Origin of the sequence: Treponema porcinum (assembly GCF_900167145.1) — a bacterium.
Lineage (GTDB): Bacteria > Spirochaetota > Spirochaetia > Treponematales > Treponemataceae > Treponema_D > Treponema_D porcinum.
The window spans coordinates 1-26,517 of the sequence record NZ_FUWG01000005.1; the positions used below are offsets into that span (position 1 = coordinate 1).

A 26,517-nucleotide genomic window follows, 5' to 3' on the forward strand; every position below is an offset into this window, starting at 1 on the left:
CTTCCCATGAGTGCATGAGGTTTTTCTTTGAAATTATTGGATTTTAATCTTCGGAGTTTTGCACGGCTGATTCCGGTTCTTCTCTCAAGCTCCGAAAGGTTGACTTTTGCAAGGTCAAAACAATCCCCTTGCTCCATCTTCATATCTTGGAGCGCTTGTGTTAAACTGACTGTGAAGTCATTATCATTTTTCATATTCCTCCCTGACTGAGTTTCTGGTTACTATTCAGTTTAGAGAGTTTTATTTGATTTGATAATGGCTTTTTTAATTGAACTTATTTTTGGCGATTTCCACTGGACTTAGGTGTGGCTGAAATCGGCGAACTCTAACATCATTGCATACAGCTATAATCTTGAACATAAGCATGATCACAATTTTAATACTGTTAATAATTATGATTTTCTGCAAAATTGTTATTATATTTTTGCTACAACAGAATATGAGAGGAGCATATTAAGAAAACGTTTCGTTTTGAGCAGTATGCGACAAAATTACCCGAAAATTCTATTTGCAGGATTTACACGGTTCGATTTGTATTGCAATAAAAAAGAGTCTTCTCTGCCGAGAAAAAATAAGCCGTTTACAATTTTATATACACCGCGTTGGACAAGCTATAAAAAAATAAAAAGTCAGGGGAGTTCATTTCTTCTGTATATAGACAATTTCATTGACTATGCAAGACAGAATTCTGATATTCAGATTATTATCAGACTCCATCCTTTAATGATACATCATTATATTGCAGAGAATATCGTATCTCCTGATTATTTTGAAAAACTTGAAAATACTTTTAGACAGCTTGGAAATATACGTTTTGATACTAGCAAAGATTACTTTGACAGTCTGGAAAAGGCAGATGCATTTATAAGTGATTATACTTCTTTGTTAGTAGAATTCTTTATTTCCCGGAAGCCTGTCATTTATTTGGGAAATGTGAGCTTGTTTAACAAGAATACTAAAAAAATGTGTCAGGCGTTTTACAAGGCAAATTCATGGAATGAAATTAATAATTTTATCGAGCAGTTAAAAAACGGCTGCGATTTATTTTATGAGAAGAGAAATCGGTTGTTTCCCAAAATTATAAAAAGCTACGGAAAGGCTTCTGAAAATATCCGCAACATATTGAAAAATAATTTTTATGAAAAAGGAGAACGGCTGTGATTTTTGCCTACATTATTCTTTTTGCCCTGTTTTTTATTGATTGCAAACCGCAATTTATAAAAAACGGGATAAATGAGCGTTTTCTTGAAAAGGAACAGACGCTTCCTATTAAAGGTGTATTTGTTTTGTTAGTCTTTTTCAGACATTTTCGAGGCTATGTCGATATGGATTACGGAGTATTAAATCATCTTTTTGTTTTATTAGACAGCCGTTCCTCGCAATTGATTGTTACAATGTTTTTCTTCTATTCGGGATATGGAATTTTTGAGCAAATTAAAAAAAACAAAAGTTACGCTGATAATTTTATTACGCATCGAATACTTCCGACGTATATAAATTTTGCTTTCTGTGTTCTTATTTATTTTTTGCTATGTATCATAAGAATGAAAGGGATTTTTTTCTCTATGCAAGAAATTATTCTTTCATTCGTAGGCTGGAAAGATTGTTTTGGAAACTCAAATTGGTTTATGTTCGTTACATTCTGTATCTATATACTTTTGTACGTATCATTTCTGAAAAAATGGAGAAATGATAGATTGATTTTCAATATTGTGTTTTTCAATTTTCTTACAATTGGACTCGCTGTTATTTTATTCATTTATAAGAAACATTACTGGTATAATACACTTTTCTGTTTTAATCTTGGAATATGGTATAGCAATTACAAGCAACAGATAGAATCCTTTTTAAAAATTTCAAAAAATTACGCAATCATTTTTGTCATAAGTGTAATAAGTTTTTTGGTTTCATTTTTCCTAATCGAAACGCAATCTCCGCTTTTTATTATAAAAGCCTTGCTGTTTACCGTTTTATTTGTCTTGTGTCAAATGAAGTTTTTGTTTACTCCATCTAAAATATATTCGCAACTGGGAAAACACATTTTCTCTGTATATATGCTCCAAAGAATTCCATTCATACTGCTTACGGACTTAGCATTAAACAAAAATATCTATTTGTTTTTTATAGGCACTTTGATTTCAACAATAGCAATTGCAACTGTATATGACTGTTTTATTGTTGTTTTCTCTAAGTACATAACAAAACTTCGGACAAAACTATTTCACTAGTTTATTCTTTAGCTTTGATGGCAATAATGGAATAAAATGTTTCCACTGCTTAAAAAGACTCAGCAAAAGAATATATATTACTGTAATAATTGAACCTTTTACAATAAATGACAAAATATTGTTTTGTATTGAGATAAAATGTGTTATACTCCACATCAATGTACACAGGATAATCAGAATTGAAAAGTCCGGTAAGATGGCGGACAGGAAAGATGAAAATGGCTTTTCCATTGTTTTTTTGATGAGTATGTAATATATCGTAAAGAAATGAGAGATTAATGCTATTGATATGTACAATGATATAATTTGAATGTCTTTAGATGCTGTTCCTGCAATTAAAGCAAAAATTATAATTGCAGTATTAAAAACGGTAACAAAAAAATGGCTTTTTGTATCATTTAATGCTGCAAAGATTGAGCCTGTCGTTCCTCCAATCATCTGAGTCCAAATAGCCAGACTCATATATTTAAAACAGACGGCGGCGCTTTTCCATTGAGCACCATATAAAATTGCGATGATTTCATCTGAGCAGATAAAACAAACGGCTGTAACTAAAACTCCTATCAGAGAAAGCAGTTTTACAACTTTCATATATTTATCATATATTATGTGTTTATCATTTTGATAATCGCTCAAAATAGGATGCAATGTAGGAGAAATAACATTTGTTAAATTCTGCACTGGATAAAGCATAAAATGATATGCTTTATTATATTGTGCAAGTGCTTCATTTCCTAATGATTTTCCGATTATAAGTTTATCAAGATTTCTTGAAAAATAATTTAGAAAATTAAACAAAAAATTATACCCGGAGTAAGAAAAAATTGATTTAAGAATATTCCAATTTACTTTTCGGACAAAACGAACTTTTATATTTTTCAGATTCCAAAGAAAAATCAACAGACTTGAAACAACTGACTGAATGACAAGTGCATAATATTTGAAATTAAATATAGCTAAAACGATTGTTATCCCATAGGTTAGCAAAGAAACGACTATTAAGCGTAAACCTATTAAAAAGAATTTTTTTTCTCGACGCAAAAGACCGTCTGGAATTGCATTTATAGAATTAAAAAAAATAGAAACAGAAAGAAGCAGACATATCGGAAGATATACTTTATTGTTAAAAAAGAGACATATCGGATAGGCTAACAAAATAAAAACAAAAGTAAGTGCGAGACCAAAATAAATTGAAAAAGTAAAAAGAGAATTTACATCATCTTGACAGAATTCTTTTCTTTGAATTACTGCAATTCCAAGTCCGCAGTTAGACAGAACGATAAAAAATGATGAGAATACGGTTACTATTGCAACTATGCCGTAGTCATTTGGTGTCAGTATTCTGGAGAGTATAGCTGAAAATAATATTCCCAAAAATATATTTATATATTTTGAAACACCTGTTATAAGAGATGCTTTTTTTATAGATGCTTCGCCCATGATTTATCTCACAAAGTTATTTTTCTTTGATTATACTTTATTTTTCAGAGAAAAGAAACTGTATATTTCCATTTATCAACTCAAGAGCGTTGGGGCTGCTTGTAGTGCCAACTCAAATCAAAAGATATATTTTGCTGTTAAAGAGAACTGTGCGTTCCAACGCTCTGTAACACCTCTTTCATTTGTAAAAAATGGGTGATTGTCATATTGAGCAACAATATGTGTACTTAGCAAAAACGATTTGGCAAGCCAAATATCAGCACCTGTTCCGATGTTTAAAACAACTCGTATGCCGTGTTCTCGTTCGTTATTTGGCTGCTCCTTTGTCAAATACCACGTATAGTCAAGATCTGGATTAACTCGCTGTACGAAAAAATTAAACGCTCCGAATGGGCAGTAGAGATCAAATCCTAGATATTGACTGTTTCCTCCTGTCATAGATGCGCCAAGCCATTGTCCCTGATTTGTATATCCTTGTTTTATAATATGATGTGCATAGAATGTTGTCGGCCATAGAAGCTCATAATCACGAGAAGACTCAAGATCTGTGCATTCTAAGGTTATTTTTCCTTTTACCGTATCAGAAAAATAAACTGATTTTCTGATACCGGCTGTCCAACCTTGTGTATGGAATGGATACATAAAAATTCTACTAATAGTTGAAGAAAAATCATTACGCCCCCATTCAAAATACATTTCGAGACCAGCTTTTTCAAACATCCAGTCTGCTGTGAATGAAAAACGCTGATCGCTGGCATCATCACCACCAGAAGAATCAAATGGAAGGTATATATGAAATAATGAGTATTTATCCATGGCATTCCATTTGCTCAGCATTGTTCTGTTTAAACCGAACGTCAAGTCTGTAACCGGAAGTCTCCATGCAATAGAAAATCCTGATATTAAGTTATTGTCGTTATCATCATCGTTATCAAAATAATCAGATTCTGACAGTTTTCCCCACCAGGCGCGTGCTTCTATATCGCCAAGATACCATTTAAAATATGGAAAATAAACAGAAGTCTTTCTCACTCCTATGTCGATTTTCGGATATGATGCAGCATTATTTGAATGGATAATAGGGTTGAGCTGCGCAGGACCGAGCCAGATTGTCTGTGTTCCGAATCCGATAGTCAGTGAGTGCCATGAATAACGGATTTCCGCATCCCCCCAGTCGAATGTCCAGAATGAACTATCACCAAAGCGTTGCGGTGCATCGATTGATGTTACGCCGTAGTAGCCGTATTCAGATGCTTTGCCAGCATAGGTTGTCGGATTGCCGTCTTTATCAACTCCTGCATAATTGGGAGTTATGTAATCAAAAGATGCATTCTGACTGAAACTCAGTTGCGGCTTTACCGTAAGTTCAAGGCCGTAAGCTTCAAGGCGGACGCCGACTGTAAGGGAGGTGTTGTAGCCTTTTCCCTGCCACAGTGCACCGTCGTTCTGTCCGTATGGAGCAGCTGTGTTATAGGAATTGTACCATTCAGGACCGTACAGTTTTACAAACATTCCCTGCGGAACTCCTTTTAAGTAGAACGACTCAGACTGTTCCTGCGGCTGCCACAGGGCGCGCTTTGAGCCAAGATTATTATTCTGCCACGGATGAGAAAGTTCTGTTCCGCCGGCGGTTTCTTCTTTTTCTGTAAAGTTCCATTCAGAATCACTTAAAGTGCGGTAGTTTAGGGAAGGGCGTATTGTAATTCCCTGAATGGAAAGAAAATCATAGTATTCTTCTTCTGTAGATTTCAATGCTTCCTGTGAAAATGAAGCATACGTAAGAACTGTAACTGTAAGAAACAGACATATCCTGTAAAAATAAACCTTTTTCATTCTTTTATGATAAAGAAAATTCTGTTTTGTGTAAATTATGTTAAAACCGGCAGTCATTCAACAGACAGAACAATCTTAATCTGTTGACTTTTTCAGGAATTTATCTGACAATTTTCCGGTACTTTTTATACAAGGACAGTAATTATAGAGATCTGAATATGCTCAACATAAATAACAATTCTAATGCAATAAAAAAGAAGATTCTTGTGCGTCTAGCGCAGCTGCAGCTGGAAGGAAGGCTTACGGACAGGGAAGTAAATGCCATTCCCAAGGAAATCATTCCAAAAGATGCAAAGCCTTTTTCTTGCTGCATCTATCACGACCGCGAACTTATAAAAATGCGGACGCTTGCACGACTTGGTTTTTCCATTGAAAAATACGATGAAGACAAAGAGATTTCTGACTATGCGGAAGAAGCTCTTGAGCGCGATAAGCCTACATGGCCTATGCTTACAGTTCTTCACGAGGCGTGCAATGCCTGTGTAAAGCAGGATTATATGGTAACAAATGCCTGTCAGGGATGTTTTGCCCGTCCGTGTATGATGAACTGTCCTAAGAAAGCAATTAATATTGTTCATCATGCGCATATTGATGCGGCAAAATGCATTCACTGCGGGCTCTGCGCACAGAACTGTCCGTATCATGCAATTATAAAAATCACCGTTCCGTGTGAGGCTGCCTGCCCGGTTGGCGCAATTTCAAAAGGTGCTGACGGTCATGAAGTTATTGACTATCACAAGTGCATTTTCTGCGGAAACTGCATGAGGGAATGTCCGTTTGGCGCTATGATGGATAAAAGCCAGCTTGTTGACGTAATAAAGCATATCATGCAAAAAAAACGGCGGGTAACGGCGCTGTATGCTCCGGCAATTGCAAGTCAGTTTAAAATTCAGCCGGCACAGTTTGAAACGGCACTGCTTTCTGCCGGTTTTGATATAGTTCTTGAAGTTGCGCTTGGGGCGGATATATGCGCTGAAAAAGAGGCAGGTGAATTTGAGGAACGTATGGCGCGCGGAGACAAGGTTATGACTACATCCTGCTGTTCTGCATACGTCCGCGCAGTCCGTAAGCACGTTCCGGAACTTATTCCGTGCGTAAGCGAAACTCGTTCTCCGATGCATTACACTGCGGAACTTGCAAAGAAAAATGATCCTGACTGCATTACCGTATTCATAGGTCCGTGCCTTGCAAAGCGCCGCGAGGGAATGGATGACGAGTGCGTTGACTACGTGCTTACTGTTGAAGAAATAGACGCATTTTTTTCTGCAAAAAATATCGAGCTTTCAAAGCTTGTGCCGGCAGAAAAGCATAAGAATGTTCCTACGCAAAGTGCGCGGAATTTTGCAAAGACCGGCGGTGTTGCGCAGGCGGTAAAGGTTCGCCTTAAGCATCCGGAAATTCTTAAGGCAGATATTATTGACGGTCTGAACAAAGCCGGCATGGAAAAACTGAAATTCTACGGTCAGATAAACGTAGGAAACATTCAGCCTGAACCGGAACACGGAAATCTTGTTGAAGTAATGGCGTGTCCTGGCGGCTGTATTGCAGGACCGTCTGCCATAACGAATGTAAAAGCCGCAACTGTTCTTCTTGAACGCTACGTAAAGGAAGGTTTAGAAGATAAAACTGAAAATCAGAAAAATACAGACGGCTGATAACTACATTCAAGGTTAACACTAAAAAATACTCAATAGGATTTATTCAGTGTTAACCTTGGTCAAACAAAAAAAACGGCGGCTTGCATTAAAATATAAATGAAGCCGCCGTTTTTTTTGATGTGTTATAAAAAGTTATTTTGCATTTGCATCGTTATATGACGAACTTACGGCATTTTTTACCGTTAAATCTGACTTATTAAGAAGCTTTACGGCACCGTCTGCGCCTGTAACGATTATGTACTGGCTTGCGACGGTCACCGGCGTACTGCTTTTTACTGCAACAGGAGACTTCAGTTTTAGGGAAAGATTCTGGTCATATTTTGCAAGCACCCATGAAGAACCGTCTTTTATTACGCAGTAATAATCGCTTCCGTCCTGAATGAGCACTGAATTTTCCGCAACAATTTCATTGCTTTCTGCCTGAATTTCCATAGTATCTGGCGAAAGAAGGATAAGTTTTACGGCACCGTTTCTTGAATTTTCTCCTGCAATGGCGATAAAACTGTCTCCTGCCTGGAATATTGTTCTGTTACGGATATAGGTTACAGGAGATGCCTTTATAATCTGTCCGTTATTCGTATTGATTTTTATCATACCGGAAAGCATTGAAGCTTCATTTGTAAGTTCAATTCCGTATGCGGAAGGTGCGGCTGCATCAGCAATTTCCTTTTTAATGACTTCCTGCTGATCCTGTGCAATAACCTTGCGTTCTTCCTGTGCTTCTGTATTCTTTTTGTCTGCAACAGCCTGCTGTTCAGCTGCCGTCTGCTTTGCTTCTTCTGCAACAGCCTGCTGTTTCTGCTCGGCGGTCTGCTGCTGTTCGTATTCAGCCTGCTTTTCTTCTGCAATTGCCTGTTTTTCTTTGGCTTCTGCCTGTGCCTGTCTGTCATCAGGATTTGCTTCGGCAGTTTTCTGTGCTTCTTTTGCCTGTTCCTTTGCAGTTTCGGCTTCTTTTTTTACTTCCTGCGTTTTTGTTTTTTCTGCCTCAAGCTTTTTCTGTTCTTCAACGGCTGTTTTCTGTGCAGCCTGTGCTTTTTCTGTTGCCTGTTCGGCTTCACGTTCCTTTATGTCGACCATATTTTTGCGGCTTTCGATGTTTTTATCATCGTCTTCCTGCATATTCTTTACGACCTGAGAATCACTGATAACAGATGTGTCTACAGTGCTTATTCCGCCGTTTACGTCAAAAAGCGGAATGACTATCTGCGAGGCGCCCGGCCAGTCTTTATAGTTCACTGAAAGTCCGCAGTTTGAAGATGTAAGGTTATCGGTTACGATTTTTTTATACTTGTTCTGGAATGAGGTAAAGTCTGCGCGGTAAACGGCATTATAAACAGTTACAAATACAGCCACTGTTTCAGCATCTTTTTCAGAATAGCCGTAAGCAGATGAAAGATAGGAAGCTATGATATGGCGAAGGTTATCTATGTGGTCAACAGCAGCATCTTTTCCAATAAGAATTATGTCTGCATCAAGCTTTGATTTTTCGTTTTCGTCAACAGCGTGAATGACTGAATAACGTGCAGATGAGCCGGCGGTCATTTTTTCAGACGGACTCTTTGAGATTTCCGCACCAAGGTCAGAGCCGAGTTTTTTTATGCTCTCAAGGGAGTCAATTTTTGCGTGAGGACCTGTATAGTTGATGAACACGATTGTGTCCGCAGTTCCTGTGCTTTTAAGTTCGGTTTCGTTTACTTCAAGTGCAGAAAGCGGCAGTGCAAGAAGAAACAGCACCCCTGCAAATATGGCAAAATGAGATTTCATATATCCTCCAATATTATATTGCAATTTGTTTTTACTGTGATAAAAATCAAGCATTATTATACAATGAAAGAGACAGTTTATCCATAATAATCTGCTTTGTTTTTAATAAGATATTGTAGTGAGCAGGGAGCTACATATTAAGCGCGGCTGTCTTTGAAAGATTTTTTCTTACTGCTTCGTGAACTGTATTGTCATACTGGTTTGAAAGCAGCGACTTTTGAATTTCCATACAATGTGAAAAAAATGCTGGTCGTCCCATAAAACGGCAGATTTCGTAAGCAGCATCGCTGAGCGCAACAAGAACGGTCGTGTTCCGCGGCGGAAGGGTAAGAAGTCTTTTTTCTATTGCCCTGAGCATACGTCCGTCCGGGTCATAAGCGCACTGGCCGGCGGCTTTCATAAGAAATGCAAGATTTTGCATGTTTTTTTCTGTCTGAATAAGAGAGGCAATCAGTTCAGGAACTTCATCCGTACCTAAAAGCGAAAGCTGCATGACAGTCTCCTGAAGACCGATTGTGTCACGGTAGAAAATCGATTTTTCTTCTGTCCGCGCACCTGATGATGCGCTTGAAAGAAACTGGGAATACGCCTTGCAGACGGAAAAGAGTTTTGACGAAAAATTGATTTCGTCAGGTCCGTACATACCTTTCTGCAGGACGGAAATGCGGTTTTTCCCAAGAATATCCTCTCCGAACGACTCTGAAAAATACCGGTTGAACTGCTCAGTATCTATAATATAGAAGTTTTCATAGCGAACAGGATTTCCGCTCTTTTTTTGCACGGAAGAAACATTCTTTTTGCCGGAAAGACGCTGTACCGTGCGAAAACCGTTCATCACCCATGATTTTGAACAGATTACGATTACATTGTTCTTTGTGTAGGAAAGAAAATTCCAGTTTCCGGCGCGTGATGATGCAGACGGTAACGCTGCGCTCCAAACGATATTTCCTGCCGTGTCATAAACGCGCCCTGTTCTGTCGTCGCTTAAAAAAATTCCTTCACCGCCTAAAGCACCTTTCGCAGCGGAAAGACGTAAAAAATCTAGGGCGTCTGCATAAAAAATGTTTACGATTTTTCCCGTTCTGTTTTCAAAAAGAATTACTTTTACAGACTTTCCCGAACTGCTTAAAAGCAGGGCAGACAAGCTTTGAGAAACAGGCACGAATTCAGTTCCTTTTGAAGGACTTGCAGACTGAAGTGCATAGTCATTGGAAGGAACTGCCCATTTTGTTCCGGTGAGTTTTTCTTTTTCGTTTACGGCGCAAAGTCCGAAACCGCCGGAGGAAAATGCAAGAAGAACACCGTAATCGCAGGTCATTGCACCGGAAACTATGCCTGCAAAGCTGATTGTTTCAAGGACTGTGCCGAACGGTGATATTCTTATTCCTGACGATTTACCGTTTTCGGAATTCAATAGCACGGCAAGAATCGTTCCGTCGTTCAGTGTTACAAGCGGAATTGAACTTAAAGACGGAGTTTCAATGCTCCATTTACAAACGCCGTTAATTCCAAAGCAGGAAATGTTTTTCTTTCCCTTTACAAAAAAACGCGCGTCTTTTCCCGGCAGGGCAGATTCTGTTACCTGATACGGAAGTTTTTTTGACCAAAGGACAACTCCGCTTGGATTTATAAGGCTTATTGTTTTTTTATCGCTTACAGTTACAAGAAAATCTTTTGAAATTACGGTCAGAAACGGGTCGGGGCGTCCGGGAACAGGCTTTTCCCAAAGTTTTGTACCGTTTTCTGTACAGGCAGAAATCATTTTTCCGTCCGTAAGAACGACAAAACCGTACGAAGTCTGCACCGGGCGCGTTACTGCTTCTCCGCCTATAACGCATGTCCAGTCTGCATTATCTGCAGAAAGAGAAGTCTGCTCAGCCGAAAATGCTGCAGAAAGAGTAAGAATAAATGCTGCATACAAAAAAAAGCGGCGCATCATTCTTTTTCCAGAACGGCAAGACTTTCTATGTGGCTTGTGTTAGGATAGAAGTCAAGAAGGTACAGACGTTTCAAAACATAGCCGGACTGTACCAGTGCGGCTGTATCACGCGCCTGTGTTGCTGGATCGCACGAGACGGAACGAATCTGCGGAATGCCTGAACGGCAAAGATATTCAAGAACTTCTTTTTCCATTCCGCTTCTTGGCGGATCTATAACAGCCGCATCAAAATATGCGTTTCGGTTTGCGGCTGCCCATTTTGCGCCGCTCAAGCCAATTGATTCGTGATTTTTTCCGGAAAGATTTTGTTCTGCAAAAACGAGTGCGTCGCGGTTATGCTCAACGAGCGTTGTTTTTTCAAAAATGTCGCTTAAAAATACGGAGAATGTTCCGCATCCGGCATACATATCAAGAACGGAGCTTCCGCAAAGTCCGCGACAGATTTCCAGAATCGCTTTTTCAAGAACGCCAAGGTTTGACTGAAAAAATCCCCTCGCGTCAAAAGTTATCTTTTTTCCAAGAAGTTCCACGGTAACAAGCGTTTTTTCCGAAAGCACTGTGCCTGCATAATGCTTTTTTACCTGTTTCATATTCTTGAATTTTTTAGAAGGCTGAACAGATACGTTTTTTTCAAAACCTCCGGAAACAGAAACGGAACACCCGCTCTTTCCGCCAGCAGAAATGACTTTTCCGCTCCCGAAAATATGGCATCTTCCGGAAGGACGTTTTTCCATTGGAAAAGACAAAAGCCATTCATTTATGCAGTTCTCCGCAACGGCGCATCTTTCTATTGGAATTACCGTATTTGTTCCGCGTGCAGAAAGTCCTCCGTCACTCAGCTGGAATCGCGAACGGTAGCCGAAATTTTCTCCGCAAACAACCTGAATTTCAGGCGGCGTTATTCCGTTACGCACAAATGCATCTTTAAGCATTTCTGCCCTTAGTTCTTTCTGATATTCTGAATCTATGTGCATCATATTGCATCCGCCGCACGTTCCGTAGTACGGACATACAGGTTTTACGCGGTGTTCAGACGGTTTTATGATATTTTTTATTTCTGCAGAGTCATAATCGCGTTTTGACTGAGTTATTTCAACTTCAAGAGTTTCTCCGGGAACAGCAAACGGTACAAAAACTGCTTTTCCGTTAATTTTTGATAAACAATTTCCCCCGAAAACGCATTTATCTGTTATAATAGTTTGTATATTCATTTTATATATACTACCAAATTTCAGTTTTTGTGTGGAGTGTTTTATGCTGACAGAAAAGTTTTTTCAACCGATGAAAGACGGAACGGAAATTGCAGTTAACCGCTGGATTCCCGACGACAAGGAGCAGTGCAGGGCGGTCATCGTACTGTCTCACGGAATGCTTGAACATTCTTTGCGCTATGACAGGGCTGGATGCCTTATGGCAGAAGCAGGTTTTGTATTCAGTGCCCACGACCACCGCGGTCACGGTAAGACGGCGTTTACGGCTGAACAGAAAGGCACGGGAACATTCGGACTTCTTGCTAAAAAGAACGGTTTTGAGGCTGTTGTAAGCGATCTTGCGGAAATAATCGAAAAGGCAAAGGCAGATTTTCCCGGCAAAAAAATAATACTTCTAGGCCACTCGTTCGGTTCATTTGTGGCGCAGGCATATATAGAACAAAAAGGCGGATTGATTGACGGCTGCGTTTTATGCGGAACGGCAGGACCGATGAACGGAACTGTATGGGCAGGGAAACTGCTTACGGGAGTGGTGTCGCTCTTCCACAAACCGGAATATAAATCTGAATTCGTGCAGAAAGTAGTTTTCGGGGGATATAACAAGCGTATTCCGGAAGTCATTACAGGATTTGAGTGGATTTCTGCGAACAAAGCAAACGTTGATATGTATATGAACGACTCATGGTGCGGCGGAACGGCGTGCATAGGCTTTTTCCGTGACTTATTGGGCGGACTTTTAAAAATTCACAAAAAGAGCGCAATGAAAAAAATTCCGTGCACGCTTCCTGTATTCTTAATTGCAGGGCAGGACGACCCGGTCGGAAAGTACGGAAAGACGATTGAAAAGCTTGCGGACATCTACCGTAAGAACGGAATGCAGACTGTTGACATGAAGTTCTATCCAGGAGACCGTCACGAATTGTTCAACGAACTCGACGGTGACAAAGCTGTACAGGACGTCCTTGACTGGATTACGCGTACCGTACTGAAATAAAACTGTTTTTCTGGATTGGAGAAGCCGGCAAAGATTTTTCCAATCTAGAAATTCGTGCAAATTTAGACATTCGCTAAAATGCTGCGCCAGCTCGCATTTTTGCTCATTCTTGACTAATAGCTTTATTACGTAATAAAATCATTTCATTGTGTTAATACGATATGGTACTGATAAGTTCGGGCGGCCGGTGAAGAAGGCTGTCGTTTATACTAAGAATGAGCATAACATTCCCAAAGAAAAAATAGATTTTGATGCAATTCTTATAATCAACAGGCTGAAGGATGCCGGATTTCATTCTTATATCGTAGGCGGAGCTGTCCGCGATTTGATTGTCGGAAATACGCCGAAAGACTTTGATATTGTAACAGACGCAACTCCGTCTAAAATCAAGCGGCTTTTCAGAAATTCAAGGATTATCGGAAAACGTTTCCGCATTGTCCACGTTGTTTTCGGGCAGAAAATTTTTGAAGTAAGTACGTTCCGTTCAAATGCGGACGGTTCTTCTGTAGGAAACGAATTCGGAACAATTGACGAAGATGTCCTTCGCAGGGATTTTACGATTAACGCACTTTACTACGATCCTATTCAGGAACAGGTAGTTGACTATGTAGGCGGAATGCGTGACATAAAAAAACACGTTCTCCGTCCTGTAATTCCTTTGGACAGGATTTTTACGGACGACCCGGTGCGTATGCTCCGTGCCATAAAATATTCTGCCAAAACCGACGCAAAAATTTCATTCTCCCTGCGCCACAAAATCCGCGCAAACGCAAGCCTTTTGTCCCAGATTTCGCCGTCGCGCCTTACGGAAGAACTGCTTAAAATCCTGAACAGCGGATGTGCCGCAGAAATCGTAGGGGAGGCGCTTGATACAGACCTTTATATGGCGCTTCAGCCGGCGGCAACTGCAATGATGTATGCAGACAAGAAATTTGAGTCGTCCTATATGCAGAACCTCGTAAAACTTGACGAACTTATAAAGAATTCCCCTGATGCAAGGCTGGGACAGAAACTAGTTTTTATCATAAAGGATTTTATCATCAGCCTTACAGACTGGAAAAAAGAAAGCGAATGCCACACTGCCTATGGCGAACTGTATACAAAAACGTGGACTGAATGCAGGAATTTTGTTCTTCCGATGAATCCTCAGCGTACGGAACTTGAATTTGCCGTAAAAGCAGTTCTTACGGAACTTGGCATTCACGGAAAAATCGTTCAGCGCAGAAAAAAGGGCAGGAGTAAACAGGAAAAAAACTAGCCGTTTTTCCCTGTTTCTGAAAAATTCGTGCCGGTAATCTTGTCGATTACAATGCTTACTTCTTCTATAAGAATTCCTGTGTAGCTTTCAATCTTATCTATTATGTACTGCTGAAGTTTATGGATTTTTCCGGTCAGCTGTGTTCCAAACGGAACGTCAATCAGAATTATGATTCTGTAGCCGCGGGAATCTGTCTTTATAGTCATTTTCTTTACGCGGACGGCTTCATCGCACTCGGAAACGCAATGCATTACCATCTGTGTAAGCGCCGCTTCCGAAATTTCTATGCGTCCTTTTTTTGAAAATTCCGGCTGAACGATTGATTTTTCAAACAGTTTTCCGTCGTTCTGGTCTTTTTTTGCAAAAAGCTTGTTCTTCCTGAAAAAAACTTTTATTGAATTTGAAAATATCTGAGGATAGTTCCGCTTTATTTCGATAGAAGGAACTGGAATTACGTGCTTGCCTTCTACCTGTCGTGATTTTATTGCCTTTTCGATTTCTTCGCGTGTTGCAATGTCTTCTATGCGGATGATTTTCTGCGGCTGCGGAAGCTGAAGGCGCATTGCAATTTTCAGAACCATTTTTTCCGATGTTCCGAGTATAAGGATTTTCTTGATATGAGCTTTTTTCAGGGCGCGGGCAATTTCGTCACGGTGTTCCTTGTCATCAAAAAGTGCAACGCGAACTGCACCCATATAAGTTTTTTCACGCTTTGCAGAATGTCCTGCAAGAATTTTATCATTCTGAATAAGAAGTCCGTCGTCTATGATTGAGTCAATTCCGTATTTTTCTGCAAGCAGTTTTGACCGGAAGCTTTTTCCGGTTCCGCTTTCACCAACAAGAGCATATACCGTGCAAGGTTTTAATGCCTGGACAATCTCGTCTATAAAATTTCCGCTCATACGTTCCATTATAAACGCAACAAGCCTGTTTCGCAATCGGAAGAAGAAAGAAAAGTTTTGAACTCAGGCGGAACTGGCGCTGTAATTTCAGGCGGAAGCCCGACAGGATTATCAGCAGGAAGTGAAAGCGAAATGGCGTGCAGGAAAAGTTTTTGATTTCCGGGGAGGGGAAATCCGCCGTATGCAGTATCACCGGCAAGAGGAACACCGTGCAGGGCAGACTGGCTTCTTATCTGGTGCGTACGTCCTGTTTCGATGACGTATTTTACAAGCGAAACAGGCTTTCCGCTGTATGTGCCGTATTGAAGTGGAAAGGCGTTTGTTACGGCAAGTTTTTCATTACGTGAAAAAGAATCTGCCGCATCAGGTGAAAGGACAGAAAAAAATGCTTTTTCCTGTGCGGACTGCCGTTCTTTTCTTGCAGAAACCGTATGGAAAGCGCCGGTTCGTTTTTCGTCCGGCTCGTTTCTGTAGATAAAGTCGCGCCAGCATTCCGCTTTTTCAAGATGCCCCTGCGCAATTCCGAGATACGTTTTTTGTATGGCGTGAGAAGCGATTGCTCCGGAGAACCAGCGCGCTCCGGCAAGACTCCAGGAAAATGCAAGAATACCTGTCGTCCGTCCGTCAAGCCGGTGAAGCGGACCGGGCGTAAAGGAAAGGGAATTCCGCTCCGGGAATGAAGTTCTGTAGAATTTAACTACGTCTTTTTCAATGGAGTCAGCTGCGCCGTGAACTGTTTTTCCGTAAGGCTTATTTATAATCAGAATATGCTCGTTATGGAACAGAATTTCATACGGAAATGTGTATGGCGCAGCTTCTGCCGTTCCGCCTCCATCCTGCAAAAAAGGCGCGCTATCTTCCCTGTTCAAAAGGAATGATGCAATGGTGATTATGTCTTTTTCCCGGATATGCTGTTCCGCCGATGCTTTTCTGCCGTTCACCTTTACAAGACCTTTTCTGATTGCCTTGTATATGCCGGAAAGCTGTTCTGTCGCAATGAAACGCCGTATTATTCTGTCAAGCCGCCGTCCGTCGTCGTCTGCGCCTGCTGAAAATTCCGTAAAATCCATGAACCTGATTATACCAATAAATAAGAAATGATAACATTAAATTACAGGGAAAATGCTAGAAAAAAATAGATTATGATGATAAAATAAATCTATGTTTACTTTATTGAGCGACCAAGTCAAAAAGTTTTTGTCCAATCCAGTACTTCTGGCGTGCATTTCAAGCTGGTTCTGCGCGCAGTTCATAAAGACCGTAATTAGTATTTTATACGGACGCATTCACAGCCTGTATGAGCTGGTGGAAAATCTTATCTGGAAAACAGGCGGACTGCCTTCCAGCCATTCTGCACTGGTCGCTTCACTGTCAACAACGGTAGGATTTCGCAACGGAATTTCCTCCGACATTTTTATCCTTTCGCTCTGCTTTTTTATGGTTACTATACGCGATGCCGTTGGCGTGCGACGTTCAAACGGCATTCAGGCGCAGAAAATAAATGAAATCGGCAGGCTTTTAAACAAAAAAGACATCATAGACTACAAGCCTATTCGCGAAGTAAACGGTCATACGCCTATGGAAGTTACTATAGGCTGTCTTCTGGGATTTTTTATCGGTCTTGCATTCTCGTTATTCTGATTTTTGAGCCTGCGGAACAATATGAAAGACCTGAAAAAAATTATAATTTCTGTACTTGTAATTCTGTCTTCTCTTTTTTTATTCTGTACGCTCAGAAGCATTCCTGCGGCAAAACTGTGGGACGGATATTCCGTAGTATACGTTCCTGCCGGCGCAGATACGGCTGTTGTTCAGGAAGCGTTTGAGAGCGCCGGCTGCAATGACGTTATTTCGCTGGAAAACCAGTTCGTTCCGCTTGCGGCTTCTGCCGAAACTCCTGAAGTATCGCTTGCGCTTTCTGGACTTGAGCCGTCTTCCTATCTGAAGAAGCGGCTAATGTATTTTTTTGACAAAAATCACGAATACCGGCTGTATTACGTTCCGGTTTTATATGTGCGGAAAGCTGAAGCCGCCGTTAAGTTTATGAATTCCAGAAATATTACAGCCGCTGTAAACGTAAGCGCCGCATATCCGTTTTTCGTGCCGATTGTCTGCCTTATTTTTGCAGGAATACTTGTCTGGTTTTCTGACAGGCGCATTCTGTGCGCGTTTTCGCTTTGTATTCCGGTGTTTTTTTCGTTCACCCAGCCGTTCTACAGTGCGGCAGCGGCGCTGTGCCTTTTTATGTACGGCATTTTTCTTTCTCTAAAGGTATGGAAGAGGAACAATGCGCTGCCGTATCTTTTTAGGAACAGACTGCTGATTGCGTTTTCCGTCGTGTCCGTTCTGTGTATGTTTCTTACAGGCATAAAATGCGGAATGATGTTTCTACTGCTTACAGCATCTCAGTGCGCAGTTTTTTTCCTTATGAGTGCAGTTTCCGAAGTCTGTGACAGACGATACAGTTTCAGCCCTGTAAAAATCATTCCTGCACGGATGATTTCACTTTCCACGGAAAAATCGCTTTTCTGTCTGCTTGTATGCTCCTGTGCTATTGCGGCTCTTTTCCTTTTTGCCGTTATGAACGTACGGATTATCCGTCCGTCATCAGAAAAATCTCTTCAGCTTCCGTCTCCTTACGGAACAGGAAACCTTCCTACCATACACGATTTTGTAAACTGGCGGTGGGAAACGCTTACATATCCGTATATTTCGCTGAATGAGTCTAGTTCAGACAGAAAAAAGACAAATCCAAAAGAGGGTGACTCAGTTTCTTTTATGCAGTATTCGCAGAAAAACGGAAAAATTCAGGAAATCGAAAAGTCGATTGTATATGGCAGAAATTTTATAGATGATTCCCTGAAATCAGTAGAAAACCTTGCGTATCCTGCCATAGAAAAAATGCTCGGCAAAAACAGCAGTGCATCTGCCGGTTACGTTATTTCCGGAGTGCAGGCGCCTACTGTTCTTAATGTGCTTATTCTGATACTATCATTCTGCATTGCGCTGTTTTTCTATATTGCACAAAAACAGGGAAGGTGCATTGCTGTGCCACGAGGGGTAAAATGACTGTATTTCCAAATATCAGCCCGCTGAAAAAAAATATGTATAAAAAAACGGTGAACGGATTTGTTCCGAATTCTGTCATCGTTCCTTTAAAGCAGGATGTAAACGCTGACTGCAAATGGCTCGTAAAACCGGGTGACAAAGTTTCTGAAGGACAGATTATTGCCGTTTCCGACAAAAATAACGGTATTTTTTCCTCCGTCTATTCACCTATTCCGGGAATCGTAACCGGAATTGAGTCCTGCGTATGCCCGGACGGACGAACCTGCGAGGGGATGCGCATACAGCTTTCGGGCAGTTTTTCGTTCCTTGGAAAAAACAAAAAGCCTGCCGATGTGCGTTCCTGTACCGGCACTATGATTTTTGAGTCCATAAATGAAAAGGGAATAATAAATACGTTTGTAACGAACGAGCCTGTTCTCCTTGCAGAAGATATACAGCGTGCCGCCGCAGAAAAAAAGCCTGTTATGGCTGTACGCCTTTTTGACGAAGACCCGAGCCGTCTTACAGATTCGCTTATAACGCAGTTTTTCTTTGAAAACGTTTTTTCCGGTTCGCTTCTTGTTGCAAAAGCAATGAACGCCGCAGGAATTATTTTCGTTGCGGACAGGGATTTTGAACTTCCAGAACTCCCGGAACAGAAAATACCTGTCCTATGCCTGAAAACAAACGCACAAAAATATCCTTCCGGCTACAAAGAAGAAATCATACGGCTTGTGCAGAAAAACAGTAGGGAAGAGTGGACGGCATCAATTTCAAAAAAATCACTTTTTACGGATTCGTCTACTATGCTTGAAACATACCGCGCATTCAGTTTTGATATGCCGGTCATAGACAGATACGTTCATATTTCAGGTGACTGCATTCCTGCATCAGGACTGATAAAAGTCAGCATAGGAACGACATTACAGAATCTGGCAGAACAGTGCGGTTCACTTATAAAAAATCCGAAAGCAATCATCGTAAACGGACTTGTTTCCGGTGTATCGGCTGGTACTCTGACTGCGCCTGTTACAAAATACGTAAAATCCGTTGTGTTCCTGCCGGCGATGAAAACTCCTGATCAGCGCCAGTCGGAATGCATCCGATGCGGAAACTGCCACCGGGTATGTCCGAAAGAACTTTCTCCTGACATTATCTTCCGCAATTTGAAAAACCGCACGGAAAAAAAAGACGATGTTTTTATGCAGTCAGCATTTTTGTGCGATAACTGCGGACTTTGCAACGCTTCCTGCCCGGCACGCCTTCCGCTGTGCCACGTTATCTACAGGAAAAAAAGCGCACCTGTTTCAGCACTGCCACTTTCTGAAAAAAAAGCAGTAGTGCAGACGGAAGAATTACATCAAAAAAAAGGAGCATCTGATGTCTGAAAATAAAACAAAAACACCTTCCGGCAACGGAAAAAAATACAGGAACTTAATAATACGTCCTTTTACTTATATACACCATTCAGTAGGCACAGAATCAGTCGTTATGCTTGTCCTTCTTGGCATACAAATTCTTATGCTTGCACTTACAAAAAGTTTTAGTGCGATTGCCGTTATCTGTGCTGCGGCGGCCGGTTCTGTGATTGCAAACTTTATAGACAGAAAATGTATGTTCCTTAAACCGCAATGCTATTTTACATATCCTATCAGTATTGTGCAGGGACTAGTTACCGGTATGCTCATTCCTGAAACATATCCGCCGCTTACGGTTTTTCTGATTACGCTGCTCGTTATGATTATCATAAAGCATTTTTTCGGAGGATTTTCCTATTCGCTTGTAAATCCGAGCGTTTTTGCAGTTGCCGTCCTGTGGCTTGCAGGAGCATATCTTTTCGGTCAGATAGAATTAACTGCCGATATGCTGACTTCCCGCAATCCTTCTCAGCAGCTTATTGAAAGCGGAATATTTCCGACGGCTGCTTTTGACAGTTCCGTTACAGAAACTTTAAATAATGCCATATTCAGCCTGTTCAAGGTATCAATTCCCGACGGCTACGCATCACTGTTCTGGGATACTCACAGTGTAATACCTGCATTCAGGTTTAATCTTGTTACGCTTGTTTCTTCAATCGTCCTGTTCTCTATGGACGGTATGAAAATCGTAATTTCATCATTCTTTTTAGCAGTATACCTTCTTCTGATACGTTTTGTTTCACCTGTATTTTTTCAGGGAATTCCGTTTCAGGGTGATATGCTGCTTGCCCTGCTTACAGGCGGAACATTGTTTACGGCAACTTTCGTCCTGAACTGGTACGGAACAGTACCGTCATCACTGAACGGAAAAATCATTTACGGAATTCTTGCCGGTACGGCAGCATTTTTCATAGCCGGCTGCGGAACTTCTCCTGCAGGAATGGCGTTTACAGTCCTGCTTATAAATTTTGTATCTATTTTAATTCAGTTCTACGAAAACGACTCGAACATCAGGCATACAAAAAAATTAGTGGAGCTTTCGCTCAAAGGGGACTGCTAAATGGCATTGTTAAAAACAGACTCAAAAGAAGCATTGCGCATAACCTGTATTTTTGCAGGAATTCTTACTTTCTTTTTTTTGATTGACTTTGGATGCATCCGGCTTGCCGAAAAAAAATGGACTAAGGGACTTCAGCAGGCAGTAGAAACAATGCTTGAGGAAAAGCAGCCTGATAAATGGAAAGTTACAAAACCAGTCCAGATTTTATCTCCGTTTTCAACAAGCGCGGCTCTGTACGAACTTCAGGACAAAAACAGTGCAGAAAAGGAATATGCCGTTATCATACGGACGACAACGCTGTTCGGACCATATCCGGCAGTCTTTCTGTATAAAAAGAATTCCGGCGCAGAGTTTTTAGGCTATACTTGCGTTTCCGGCAGGGTAAAGCGTATTCTTGAGGAAAACACTACTAATCCGCTGCTTGCATACTGGACTCAAAAAATAGAAAAAATTACGGCAGACTCTCTGCCTAAGCCACAGTAATTTCTTTGGAGAAGCGACTATGACACGGAAAGCAATTTCAATTTATATGACGGCAACCTGTGCAATGGCAATTGTCATTCCCGGAAGATTTGCAATCGGCATTATCATTGCGACAGAAGTTTTCCTGCTGACTGTTTTCGGAACTCTGTTCAGTGCACTGCTAAAAACACTGCGCATAAATGAACTCAGGACTGCCGCAATGTGCGCATTTCTTGTAAGTTTTACAGTTCTCTTCAAGCAGCTGCTTATTCTTTTTATGCCTGAAACGGCGCTCCAGCTCAGCTTTGTTCTGTACCTGCCGTCAATTTCGTCTTTTACGACAGTTTTTCTGATTAAGGAAAAACAGCCGCCTCTCAAAACTGATTTTTTGGGAAACTTTGCGCCTCCGCTTATCTTTACTGTATATATGCTTGTTTTTGTTCTTATAAGGGACTGCATCGGCTATGGAACGATTACTTTGCCGGCTCCGGGAAAAATGATTGAAATTGTCCTGTTTCCTGAAAATTATTCGGCAGCAGGTACTTTTTTTGCAACAATTCCAGGTGCGCTTGTACTTTCAGCTCTTTTTCTTTCTTTGTTTCTTGCGATGGAAAAAAAGTTTAAAATTATCATAAAGGCGGGAATTGACAAATGATTTTTACAATACTTCATTATTTTCTTTTTTCCTCGGCTGTTCTTGTTTATGGAATAGGTCTGAACAACGCAACGATATTCTGCGATTCAATTTCAGAACTAAAACTTTATTTTGTAAAGTCAGTATTTACAGTCCTTATTTCAACCGTGCTGTCCTGGATTATTATCCAGCAGTTCCTTATTCCCCTTAGAATTACGGAACTCTATCCGCTTGCAGCACTGCTTGTATTTATGACAATTTCCGTATTCCTTGAAACGATAATAAGGATTACAACGAGCACTGTTACGTCAGACTTCTGTTTTTCTTTTCTTATTGTACTGCTTGCCCTGAACGAAAGCGTAAATATTTTAGATACAATTCTTATTTCACTTTCAAGCCTTCTGTCATTTTTCTGCCTTATTCCTGTACTGTATGCAGTCAATGGAAAAATAAATATTCTTGGAATAACGGAAAGGCATGCAAACAAAAAATCGCTGCTTTTAATTGTGCTTGCCGTAATTATAATTATCATTTCAGCCGGAAATGTAAGCTGGCTTACTCCAGGAGTTATAAAATGATTTTACGGATTATTCTGTTTGTTCTTTTTCTGCTTATCATTGCCACCCTGCTGTTTTTCATTACGTGCATTCTTTCTCCGGCAGTTTCTGAACAGACCGGCATAACTGACAATTTTCTGCTGTCAAAGGCAGAATATAATTTCAAGAAACTTGGAAAACTTGCCATTCAGCAGGCAGGTGCGTCACAGGTAAAGGCAGTCGTAAAATGCTCCTGCCATAAAACATTTTCAGAACCGCCAGAAGTACAGAATTATCCCGGACTTTCCTGCGCAGTCATTGCAGCGGAATACGGTTCTATCGGCGGCTGTAACTATATGTGCATAGGGAAGGGGGATTGCGCCGCAGCATGCCCCCAGCGCGCAATTACAATAATGAACGGTACCGCCGTTATTTCAAACTTCTGCATAGGCTGCGGAAAATGCATTCCTCTTTGTCCGAAAGGCATTATTCAGCTTGTTGATAAATCGGTAAAGAGAATGGTTGTATGTTCAAATACAGACCAGCCGTTTACAACCTGTTCGTCAATACAAAAGGAAGAAATAATTGAAGAACCTGTAAAAAAATACTTTAAAATATGGGCATCTTGTTATAGAATAATTGACGCCAAGAAAAAATAATTAGAGTTTATGTCAGTACACATTTGTTTCGGCGTAAAATCTTCGATGATTGATAGTTTTCAGTCAGATGTTCTTGAAAAGGAATATCAGAATATTTACAAGCCGGTCGCGAAATTTCTATATTCTCACCCAGCATTCTGCCTGTCTTTCTCTTTTAACGGTCCTCAGTTTGAATTTTACCGCAGAAAACATCCTGAATTCATTGAAATATTGCAGATGCTAATAGGCAGAAAACAGATTGAAATTCTTGGCGGAGGTTTTTATGACCCGGTATTCCCGCTTTTGTTTCCGCGTGACAGGACAGGGCAGATAGAACTTCTTTCTTCAAGCATACGCGAAGCTGTAGGAAAACGGCCGCGAGGTCTTTCTATGTGTGCAAGCATCTGGGAATCGTCACTTCTTTCCTGCTTTTCAACCTGCGGAATGGAATTCGTAATGCTTGACGAAACGCTTGTTCCTCCTGAAAAAAACACGTGCATTCCGCTTATAATGTCCGACAAGGGAAAATCGATTATAATTCTGCCGGTAGAAAATTCGCTGAAACCGCAGCCGAACGTTCAGATTTCCGGCTTTATTGATGCAGTTACTGCAAAAGTCCAGAAATCACAGCGGAATTCCGAGCCGCATATACAGTCCGGCGAAAAAGTAATATCAATTCAGTTTTCGCACAAGGAATTAAAAAAACTTCTTGAGTCAGGCTGGCTTGAAAATCTTTCCACTGTCATTTCTGACGAAAAAAACGAAAAATGCATTCTCAGCATACCGTCGAATGTCGTAAAAAATTCCGTTGTATTTCAGCCGGTGTTCATTCCAGCCGGAATGAGCGGAGAAATTGCTCAGTGGGCAATAAAACCGTACAAGGCTGTAAAAACGACAAGTTACTTTCCTGTAACGATTTATGATTTTCTGCAGCTTTATCCGCAGAGCAGGGCTTTATACGACAGGATGATGTACGTAAGTATGCTGGTAAATCAAAGCCACGGAGATAAAATACGCAAAAAAGTCGCACGCGACAAACTGTGGGAAGCACAGAACGGAAACAGCTTTATCTGTACGGCGGAAGGCGCATTCGTCAATTCATCGTTCCGACAGAATTCATACAAAAATCTTGTTGAGGCAGAAAAAATCGTACGCGAATGCAATGAATTTGAGGAGTCTGTTTCCTGCTTTGACTATAACGGCGACGGGCTGAACGAATACATCATCCGTATGCAGAATTATTTTGCGGCGGTGAACCTTCTTGGCGGAGCAATCCGGGAATTTGACTTGATGCAGGCTTCCGGAAACTATGCGGACAATCTTAGCCGGGTACAGGAATTTGAGAACTGCAATGATAATTACGAACGCGGACTTTTCGTAGACCATATTTTTACGGACGAAGAATTCAGCGAATATCTTTTGAACAAACCGACCGGAAACGGCGTTTTTTCAAAAATGATTTACACGGAGTCAAAGTTTTCTGCACAGCACAAGGAAATCCAGCTTTCAGTGTGTGCGCTGTTTAAAAACAGACAGAACGTTTCATTGCGCAAGAAAATTCTTGCCTCTTCAAGCGGTCTTACAATCCAGTACATTCTGAAAAACGAAAGCAGCCGTCAGCTCAAGGCAAAATTTGCAGTAGAGTCAAGTTTTGCGCAGACAAATTTCAACGCGCAGGATTTTAACGCATACAGGCTTGAAATTCTTACGGACGGACAGAAACAGGAAATCGACACTAAATCTTCTTCTAAAGCGCTGAATGCATCAGGAAAGCTTGCAAATGTAGAAGGTTTCCAGCTGACAGATACGGATAATTCCATTTCGTTTATGTTTGAGCCGAACGAGCAGTGCGGTCTTTCATTTTTCCCGATTGTCTTTAATCGCCCAGAATACACGACCGGCGAGAATGTTCCTGCAAGTATGACGTTTGCAAATACGTTGTTCTGGGACATAAACCTTGAGCCCGGTATGGAAATGGAAAAAACGATAAATTTCAGTATTTTCAATATGCATAAAAAACGCCGGACTGTAAAAAAATAAAGATAGAAATAAAGATAAAGAGGCATTCCCGTGAGCTACAATGTCCTGTCATCGTATGCGGACGATTTTATCAATGATGATGAAATTCTGGAAACGCTTGATTATGCAGAAAAGCACCGTTCTGACCGTCCGCTTCTTCTAAACATTTTGGAAAAAGCCCGTAAGTGCAGGGGCGTAACCCACCGCGAGGCAGCCGTTTTACTGGAATGTGACCAGCCGGATTTGAACGAAGAAATACTGTCGCTTGCAAAAGAAATAAAGCTGAAATTCTACGGAAACAGAATAGTTCTTTTTGCGCCGCTTTATCTTTCAAATTACTGTATAAACGGCTGTACTTACTGTCCGTATCACGGTGCGAACAGGCACATTTCCCGAAAGAAACTTACGCAGGACGAAATACGCAGTGAAGTCATTGCGCTTCAGGATATGGGACACAAGAGGCTTGCAATAGAAGCAGGCGAAGATCCGAATGAAAATCCGATTGAGTACATTCTTGAAAGTATACGGACAATCTATTCCGTAAAACACAAAAACGGCTCAATCCGCCGGGTAAATGTAAATATTGCCGCAACTACAGTAGAAAACTATTCGCTCCTGAAAAAAGAGGGAATAGGAACGTACATTCTGTTTCAGGAAACGTATAATAAAAAACAATACGATGGCCTGCACCCGTCCGGACCAAAATCAGACTACTTTTATCATACGGAAGCAATGGACAGGGCAATGGACGGAGGAATTGACGACGTTGGCTGCGGCGTTCTGTACGGACTTAATTCATACCGATATGATTTTATTGGACAGCTTATGCACGCAGAACATCTTGAAGCGGCAAAAGGGTGCGGTCCTCATACGATTTCCGTACCGCGTCTAAGGGCGGCAGACGGCATTGATCCGGCTAAGTTTCCTGATGCAGTAGACGACAAAACGTTCTGCAAAATAGTTGCGTGCCTTCGCATTGCAGTTCCTTATACAGGAATGATTGTGTCTACCAGAGAATCCGAGCGGACGAGGGCGATGATTTTGCCGCTGGGCGTAAGCCAGATTTCAGGCGGTTCAAGGACGAGCGTAGGCGGTTACACGGAAAAAGAGAGTCCTGTTGATACTGCGCAGTTTGACGTGAGCGATACACGTTCGCTGGATGAAGTAATTTTCTGGCTTATGCAGAACGGTTTTGTACCGAGTTTCTGTACCGCCTGCTACCGTGAGGGGCGAACCGGCGACCGTTTTATGAGCCTTCTGAAATCCGGGCAGATTGCAAACTGCTGCCATCCGAATGCGCTTATGACATTAAAGGAATATCTTGAAGACTACGCGCAGGAAAAAACGCGCATTGCCGGAGAACAGCTTATTCAGAAAGAACTTGAGAACATTCCCAATCAGGCGGTAAAAGAGCGGTGCAGAAAATATATCGCAGAAGAAGTGCAGGGAAAACGAGATTTCAGGTTTTAGGAATA

General features: G+C 41.1%; 22 protein-coding genes and 1 pseudogene. 15 read left to right on the forward strand and 8 right to left on the reverse strand.

What is annotated here, in order from left to right:
- Window positions 1–194, reverse strand: a pseudogene (locus tag B5D55_RS03795) (IS21 family transposase); the annotation flags it as partial.
- 109 nt (window positions 195–303) lie between these two features.
- Between B5D55_RS03795 and B5D55_RS03800 the strand changes: the two are divergent.
- Both B5D55_RS03800 and B5D55_RS03805 read left to right on the forward strand, forming a co-directional pair.
- Entirely contained in the window at window positions 304–1,161 is an 858-nt protein-coding gene (locus B5D55_RS03800; protein WP_078932674.1) for a CDP-glycerol glycerophosphotransferase family protein, read from the forward strand.
- Entirely contained in the window at window positions 1,158–2,228 is a 1,071-nt protein-coding gene (locus B5D55_RS03805) for an acyltransferase family protein (RefSeq protein WP_078932675.1), read from the forward strand. The genes B5D55_RS03800 and B5D55_RS03805 overlap by 4 nt, the downstream gene beginning before the upstream one ends.
- Here the strand turns inward: B5D55_RS03805 and B5D55_RS03810 are convergent.
- Both B5D55_RS03810 and B5D55_RS03815 read right to left on the reverse strand, forming a co-directional pair.
- A complete protein-coding gene (locus tag B5D55_RS03810; protein WP_078932676.1) occupies window positions 2,217–3,668 on the reverse strand; it encodes a lipopolysaccharide biosynthesis protein in 1,452 nt (483 codons plus the stop codon). The genes B5D55_RS03805 and B5D55_RS03810 overlap by 12 nt on opposite strands.
- A 117-nt stretch (window positions 3,669–3,785) precedes the next feature.
- A complete protein-coding gene (locus tag B5D55_RS03815) occupies window positions 3,786–5,501 on the reverse strand; it encodes a capsule assembly Wzi family protein (RefSeq protein ID WP_078932801.1) in 1,716 nt (571 codons plus the stop codon).
- 158 nt (window positions 5,502–5,659) lie between these two features.
- On the opposite strand from B5D55_RS03815, the gene B5D55_RS03820 reads away from it, so the two are divergent.
- Complete coding sequence (locus B5D55_RS03820) at window positions 5,660–7,156, forward strand: monomeric [FeFe] hydrogenase (RefSeq protein WP_078932677.1); 1,497 nt, start codon at window positions 5,660–5,662, stop codon at window positions 7,154–7,156.
- Between the two features lie 135 nt (window positions 7,157–7,291).
- Here B5D55_RS03820 and B5D55_RS03825 read toward each other — a convergent pair whose 3' ends face one another.
- The 3 genes from B5D55_RS03825 to B5D55_RS03835 form a co-directional block, all read right to left on the reverse strand.
- A complete protein-coding gene (locus B5D55_RS03825) occupies window positions 7,292–8,923 on the reverse strand; it encodes a P83/100 family protein (protein ID WP_078932678.1) in 1,632 nt (543 codons plus the stop codon).
- A gap of 130 nt (window positions 8,924–9,053) precedes the next feature.
- On the reverse strand, window positions 9,054–10,862 hold the full coding sequence (locus B5D55_RS03830) for an outer membrane protein assembly factor BamB family protein (protein ID WP_078932679.1): 1,809 nt from the start codon (window positions 10,860–10,862) through the stop codon (window positions 9,054–9,056).
- Window positions 10,859–12,073 carry a class I SAM-dependent RNA methyltransferase gene (locus B5D55_RS03835; RefSeq protein ID WP_078932680.1) on the reverse strand — a complete coding sequence of 405 codons (1,215 nt, stop codon included), beginning with the start codon at window positions 12,071–12,073 and terminating at the stop codon, window positions 10,859–10,861. The genes B5D55_RS03830 and B5D55_RS03835 overlap by 4 nt, the downstream gene beginning before the upstream one ends.
- A gap of 43 nt (window positions 12,074–12,116) precedes the next feature.
- Between B5D55_RS03835 and B5D55_RS03840 the strand changes: the two genes are divergently transcribed.
- Together B5D55_RS03840 and pcnB are read left to right on the forward strand one after the other, a co-directional pair.
- Window positions 12,117–13,067 carry an alpha/beta fold hydrolase gene (locus B5D55_RS03840; protein ID WP_234975369.1) on the forward strand — a complete coding sequence of 317 codons (951 nt, stop codon included), beginning with the start codon at window positions 12,117–12,119 and terminating at the stop codon, window positions 13,065–13,067.
- 148 nt (window positions 13,068–13,215) lie between these two features.
- Window positions 13,216–14,325: a polynucleotide adenylyltransferase PcnB gene (pcnB, locus tag B5D55_RS03845; protein ID WP_078932681.1), complete on the forward strand. Its 1,110-nt coding sequence runs from the start codon at window positions 13,216–13,218 to the stop codon at window positions 14,323–14,325.
- Here pcnB and B5D55_RS03850 read toward each other — a convergent pair.
- Window positions 14,322–15,227 carry a hypothetical protein gene (locus B5D55_RS03850; RefSeq protein WP_078932803.1) on the reverse strand — a complete coding sequence of 302 codons (906 nt, stop codon included), beginning with the start codon at window positions 15,225–15,227 and terminating at the stop codon, window positions 14,322–14,324. The genes pcnB and B5D55_RS03850 overlap by 4 nt on opposite strands.
- Before the next feature lie 8 nt (window positions 15,228–15,235).
- On the reverse strand, window positions 15,236–16,297 hold the full coding sequence (locus tag B5D55_RS03855; protein WP_078932682.1) for an RluA family pseudouridine synthase: 1,062 nt from the start codon (window positions 16,295–16,297) through the stop codon (window positions 15,236–15,238).
- 91 nt (window positions 16,298–16,388) lie between these two features.
- Here B5D55_RS03855 and B5D55_RS03860 point away from each other — a divergent pair, with 91 nt between their 5' ends.
- From B5D55_RS03860 to hydG, 10 genes are read left to right on the forward strand one after another with little or no spacing between them, the layout of a single operon-like run.
- A complete protein-coding gene (locus tag B5D55_RS03860) occupies window positions 16,389–16,868 on the forward strand; it encodes a divergent PAP2 family protein (RefSeq protein ID WP_078932683.1) in 480 nt (159 codons plus the stop codon).
- Between the two features lie 21 nt (window positions 16,869–16,889).
- A complete protein-coding gene (locus B5D55_RS03865) occupies window positions 16,890–18,296 on the forward strand; it encodes a hypothetical protein (protein WP_078932684.1) in 1,407 nt (468 codons plus the stop codon).
- Window positions 18,293–19,663 carry a hypothetical protein gene (locus B5D55_RS03870; protein ID WP_078932685.1) on the forward strand — a complete coding sequence of 457 codons (1,371 nt, stop codon included), beginning with the start codon at window positions 18,293–18,295 and terminating at the stop codon, window positions 19,661–19,663. Before B5D55_RS03865 ends, B5D55_RS03870 begins: the two co-directional genes overlap by 4 nt.
- Window positions 19,656–20,753 carry an RnfABCDGE type electron transport complex subunit D gene (locus B5D55_RS03875; protein ID WP_078932686.1) on the forward strand — a complete coding sequence of 366 codons (1,098 nt, stop codon included), beginning with the start codon at window positions 19,656–19,658 and terminating at the stop codon, window positions 20,751–20,753. The genes B5D55_RS03870 and B5D55_RS03875 overlap by 8 nt, the downstream gene beginning before the upstream one ends.
- On the forward strand, window positions 20,754–21,236 hold the full coding sequence (locus B5D55_RS03880) for a hypothetical protein (RefSeq protein WP_078932687.1): 483 nt from the start codon (window positions 20,754–20,756) through the stop codon (window positions 21,234–21,236). It begins immediately after the preceding gene.
- Window positions 21,237–21,255: 19 nt separating this feature from the next.
- Window positions 21,256–21,870, forward strand: a complete 615-nt coding sequence (locus tag B5D55_RS03885) for a hypothetical protein (protein WP_078932688.1) — start codon at window positions 21,256–21,258, stop codon at window positions 21,868–21,870.
- Window positions 21,867–22,427 carry a hypothetical protein gene (locus B5D55_RS03890; RefSeq protein WP_078932689.1) on the forward strand — a complete coding sequence of 187 codons (561 nt, stop codon included), beginning with the start codon at window positions 21,867–21,869 and terminating at the stop codon, window positions 22,425–22,427. The genes B5D55_RS03885 and B5D55_RS03890 overlap by 4 nt, the downstream gene beginning before the upstream one ends.
- Entirely contained in the window at window positions 22,424–23,044 is a 621-nt protein-coding gene (locus tag B5D55_RS03895; RefSeq protein ID WP_078932690.1) for a 4Fe-4S dicluster domain-containing protein, read from the forward strand. The genes B5D55_RS03890 and B5D55_RS03895 overlap by 4 nt, the downstream gene beginning before the upstream one ends.
- A gap of 9 nt (window positions 23,045–23,053) precedes the next feature.
- Window positions 23,054–25,063 carry an alpha-amylase/4-alpha-glucanotransferase domain-containing protein gene (locus B5D55_RS03900; protein ID WP_078932691.1) on the forward strand — a complete coding sequence of 670 codons (2,010 nt, stop codon included), beginning with the start codon at window positions 23,054–23,056 and terminating at the stop codon, window positions 25,061–25,063.
- Window positions 25,064–25,093: 30 nt separating this feature from the next.
- Window positions 25,094–26,512, forward strand: coding sequence for a [FeFe] hydrogenase H-cluster radical SAM maturase HydG (gene hydG / locus B5D55_RS03905; RefSeq protein WP_078932692.1), 1,419 nt, complete (start codon window positions 25,094–25,096; stop codon window positions 26,510–26,512).
- Window positions 26,513–26,517 lie beyond the last annotated feature (5 nt).

Excerpts from the sequence above, each read along its gene's own strand:
- B5D55_RS03810 (WP_078932676.1), bottom strand. The coding sequence starts at position 3,668 with ATGGGCGAAGCATCTATAAAAAAAGCATCTCTTATAACAGGTGTTTCA.
- B5D55_RS03815 (WP_078932801.1), bottom strand. The coding sequence starts at position 5,501 with ATGAAAAAGGTTTATTTTTACAGGATATGTCTGTTTCTTACAGTTACA.
- B5D55_RS03820 (WP_078932677.1), top strand. The coding sequence starts at position 5,660 with ATGCTCAACATAAATAACAATTCTAATGCAATAAAAAAGAAGATTCTT.
- B5D55_RS03825 (WP_078932678.1), bottom strand. The coding sequence starts at position 8,923 with ATGAAATCTCATTTTGCCATATTTGCAGGGGTGCTGTTTCTTCTTGCA.
- B5D55_RS03830 (WP_078932679.1), bottom strand. The coding sequence starts at position 10,862 with ATGATGCGCCGCTTTTTTTTGTATGCAGCATTTATTCTTACTCTTTCT.
- B5D55_RS03835 (WP_078932680.1), bottom strand. The coding sequence starts at position 12,073 with ATGAATATACAAACTATTATAACAGATAAATGCGTTTTCGGGGGAAAT.
- B5D55_RS03840 (WP_234975369.1), top strand. The coding sequence starts at position 12,117 with ATGCTGACAGAAAAGTTTTTTCAACCGATGAAAGACGGAACGGAAATT.
- B5D55_RS03850 (WP_078932803.1), bottom strand. The coding sequence starts at position 15,227 with ATGAGCGGAAATTTTATAGACGAGATTGTCCAGGCATTAAAACCTTGC.
- B5D55_RS03855 (WP_078932682.1), bottom strand. The coding sequence starts at position 16,297 with ATGGATTTTACGGAATTTTCAGCAGGCGCAGACGACGACGGACGGCGG.
- B5D55_RS03860 (WP_078932683.1), top strand. The coding sequence starts at position 16,389 with ATGTTTACTTTATTGAGCGACCAAGTCAAAAAGTTTTTGTCCAATCCA.
- B5D55_RS03865 (WP_078932684.1), top strand. The coding sequence starts at position 16,890 with ATGAAAGACCTGAAAAAAATTATAATTTCTGTACTTGTAATTCTGTCT.
- B5D55_RS03870 (WP_078932685.1), top strand. The coding sequence starts at position 18,293 with ATGACTGTATTTCCAAATATCAGCCCGCTGAAAAAAAATATGTATAAA.
- B5D55_RS03875 (WP_078932686.1), top strand. The coding sequence starts at position 19,656 with ATGTCTGAAAATAAAACAAAAACACCTTCCGGCAACGGAAAAAAATAC.
- B5D55_RS03880 (WP_078932687.1), top strand. The coding sequence starts at position 20,754 with ATGGCATTGTTAAAAACAGACTCAAAAGAAGCATTGCGCATAACCTGT.
- B5D55_RS03885 (WP_078932688.1), top strand. The coding sequence starts at position 21,256 with ATGACACGGAAAGCAATTTCAATTTATATGACGGCAACCTGTGCAATG.
- B5D55_RS03890 (WP_078932689.1), top strand. The coding sequence starts at position 21,867 with ATGATTTTTACAATACTTCATTATTTTCTTTTTTCCTCGGCTGTTCTT.
- B5D55_RS03895 (WP_078932690.1), top strand. The coding sequence starts at position 22,424 with ATGATTTTACGGATTATTCTGTTTGTTCTTTTTCTGCTTATCATTGCC.
- B5D55_RS03900 (WP_078932691.1), top strand. The coding sequence starts at position 23,054 with ATGTCAGTACACATTTGTTTCGGCGTAAAATCTTCGATGATTGATAGT.